This window comes from Collinsella sp. D33t1_170424_A12 (genome assembly GCF_015554865.1).
In the GTDB taxonomy this organism is placed as follows: Bacteria; Actinomycetota; Coriobacteriia; order Coriobacteriales; family Coriobacteriaceae; genus Collinsella.
Map to the genome: position 1 here is coordinate 1 of NZ_JADNJJ010000087.1, position 2,626 is coordinate 2,626.

Consider the following 2,626-nt stretch of genomic DNA (forward strand, 5'->3'; position numbering starts at 1 on the left):
GGCGCAGGGCATCTCCATGGGCAGGGATTAGCGTGGACGAGAGGTTCGAACGCTACGATCGCGAGGCGGCCGAGAAGCTGCGCCACCGCCTGGCCGAGGGCGTGCTGCTGGCGCAGGGCCCCATGGGCAGCGTCTTGCAGGGAGAGCCGGGAAGCGCGGATATCCCATCGGCACTCTGGAATGTGGCCGAGCCCCAAACGGTCTCGCGCCACCATCTGCTTTATGCGACAGCCGGCGCCGAGGTGCTCATAACCAATAGCTTTCAGGCAAACGCGCTCTCGTTGCAGCGTGACCGCATCGACCGCCGGGTGGGCGAGATGAATCGCGCTGCGGTGGATTGCGCCCGCGTGCGCGGCGTCGAGTTGCTGCTGGGCAGCGTGGGTCCGTGCGGCCTGGCGTCTTCCCTGCATGGTTCGCCCGAGTTCGAGCAGTCGTGTGCGGCGTATCGTCAGCAGGCGTACGCGTTGCTCGATGCCGGCGTATCGGGCATCTTGCTCGAGACGTTCACCTCGTTGGCCGAACTTGATCCCGCCCTTGCCGGCGTATTCGATGTGGCTGACGGGATGCCCGTTCTGGCGAGCGTGGTGATAGACGAGGAGGGGCGCCTCCTGAAAGACGGGCTGCCTATCGAGTCGGTCCTTTCGTATCTGCAGGAGCGCGGCGTCGATGCCGCGGGCGTGAATTGCTGCTCGCTGTCAGCGGCCGCGTGCGCGGTGCCCCGCATGGTCGAAGCCACCTCGCTGCCGCTCATGGTGCGTCCCAACGGCGGCGCACCCATCGGCTATGAGGATGGCGCGGTGCAATGGGGCGAGCACCCCGATGCCTTCGTCCAAGCTTGCGATGCATGGGTGAAGCAGGGTGTCCGTTTGGTTGCGGGATGTTGCGGCACATCGGCGCGAACCACCTGCGCCTTGGCGGGTCTGCTGGATAAGCTCTAGGCATGGGCTTTCGACGCGTCATGGCGGCGGTTTGTACTCGTTGTTGGAATTAGCTTGTGACGTGATTGGTAGAGTATCCTTTTATATGGCTGCCCTATCGAAAGGAACCCCGTTCGATGTCCGACATCATTCACTTTTCAACCGATGGCTGGTATGCACGCTGTGCCGAAGCGTTCACGTGTGAAAACGTTGGGCGTATCGCGGAGGCGGCCGGCCGCTATTGGCATGGGTCCGCCCCCGGGGGCGTCGTGTACGTTGGATTCGATGCTCGTTCCGGCGCGCGTGAGGCTGCGGAATGCGCTGCAGCCGAGTTGGCGGCCGTCGGGCTGCGCGTTGTCATGGCGAGCGAAGCGCTCCCTACGGCCGCGGTTGCCCATGCGATGACGCGGGATCTTTCGGCGGTCGGGTGCTTTATGGTGACGAGTTCTTCGTATCCTGCCGGATATCTGGGCGTCAAGCTGCGCGATATGCGGCGCGGCGACGACCTGCGCGGTTTTCTCGACGATATCGAGCAACTGATCGAGCCCGAGTACGCTTCGGCAAGCGGGCCGTGGTCGCGCGCCGATCTCCTAACGGCTTATCGAGACGAGGTGGCGAGCTACTTTTCGTCATCCGACGATGCGGTCGATGCCTGCACCGTGGTATATGACGCGATGTACGGCGTCGGTTCCGCCTGTGTGCCGTCGATGCTGTCGGATATGGGCGCGCGCGTGTTGGAGATGCATGGTTGCGGAGATCAGGGGGCGGCGGCCATGTGCTCCAATCCCGCGGAGCCCTGGATAGACGAGTGCGAGCGCGCGGTTGCCGCGTGCGACGCCCTGGCCGGCTTTGCAACAGACAGCGATGCCGAGCGCATGGGGGCGGTGGACGAGGACGGAAGGTATATAGATCCCGACGTGGTCGCGTCGCTGGTGCTCGCCTACCTCGTACAAGTCCGCGGGCTGCACGGGCGCGTCGTGGCGGGTGTCGCCTCGTCGAATACCCTACGACGCACGGCGGAGATGCTCGGGTGCCGTGTCGTGGTGAAGCCGGTGGGCTATACCTATATATATGAAGAACTCCATCGCTCCGATGTGCTGTTGGCGACGGATGGCCAGGGCGGCATCTGCATACCGAAGCACAGCCGGGAGCGTGACGGAATCCTTGCGGTGGCGGCCCTGACCGACCTCATGGTGCGTACCGGCAAGGGCCTGAAGCAGTTGAGCCGAGAGCTTGTCGAACGCGTGGGGGAAAGCTGGTACGGCCAGCGAGACGTCAGGCTCCGTATGGAGCAGGTGGAGATGCTCAATGCGATGCTGCCCGGTGTGAATCCGCGGGCGGTCGCGGGAAGGATCCCGGCCGCGGTGAGCCATATGGACGGTCTCCGTCTTGCATTCGATGATGGCGCCTGGCTCCTGTTGCGACCCAGTCGCGTCGACCCCGTCGTAAGGGTCTATGCGGAGGCCTCGTCGATCGAGGAGCGCGATCTGCTGCTCGATGCCGCGGCGGCGCTAGCACGCGGGGCTATCGAGTAGGGAGCCCGTCGGCCGGGAGGCCGCCAGCGCGCGGCGGCCGGTCATGCGTCTCGGATATGTGTAGGGAATGTGAACATGGTGACGTGGGTAGACGGCCCCCGGGCGCTATGGCATTATTAATCCCCGCCGCGCGGCTCCGAGGAGGACCGCCCGGCGCGTACCTTGAGAACCGGA

General features: G+C 64.8%; 2 protein-coding genes. Both read left to right on the plus strand.

Annotation, left to right across the window (positions count from 1 at the left end):
- The first annotated feature begins 32 nt into the window (after positions 1-32).
- Positions 33-938, plus strand: a complete 906-nt coding sequence (locus I2E26_RS04075) for a homocysteine S-methyltransferase family protein (protein WP_370551438.1) — start codon at positions 33-35, stop codon at positions 936-938.
- Between the two features lie 116 nt (positions 939-1,054).
- Entirely contained in the window at positions 1,055-2,452 is a 1,398-nt protein-coding gene (locus I2E26_RS04080; protein ID WP_195419700.1) for a phosphoglucomutase/phosphomannomutase family protein, read from the plus strand.
- Positions 2,453-2,626: the final 174 nt, after the last annotated feature.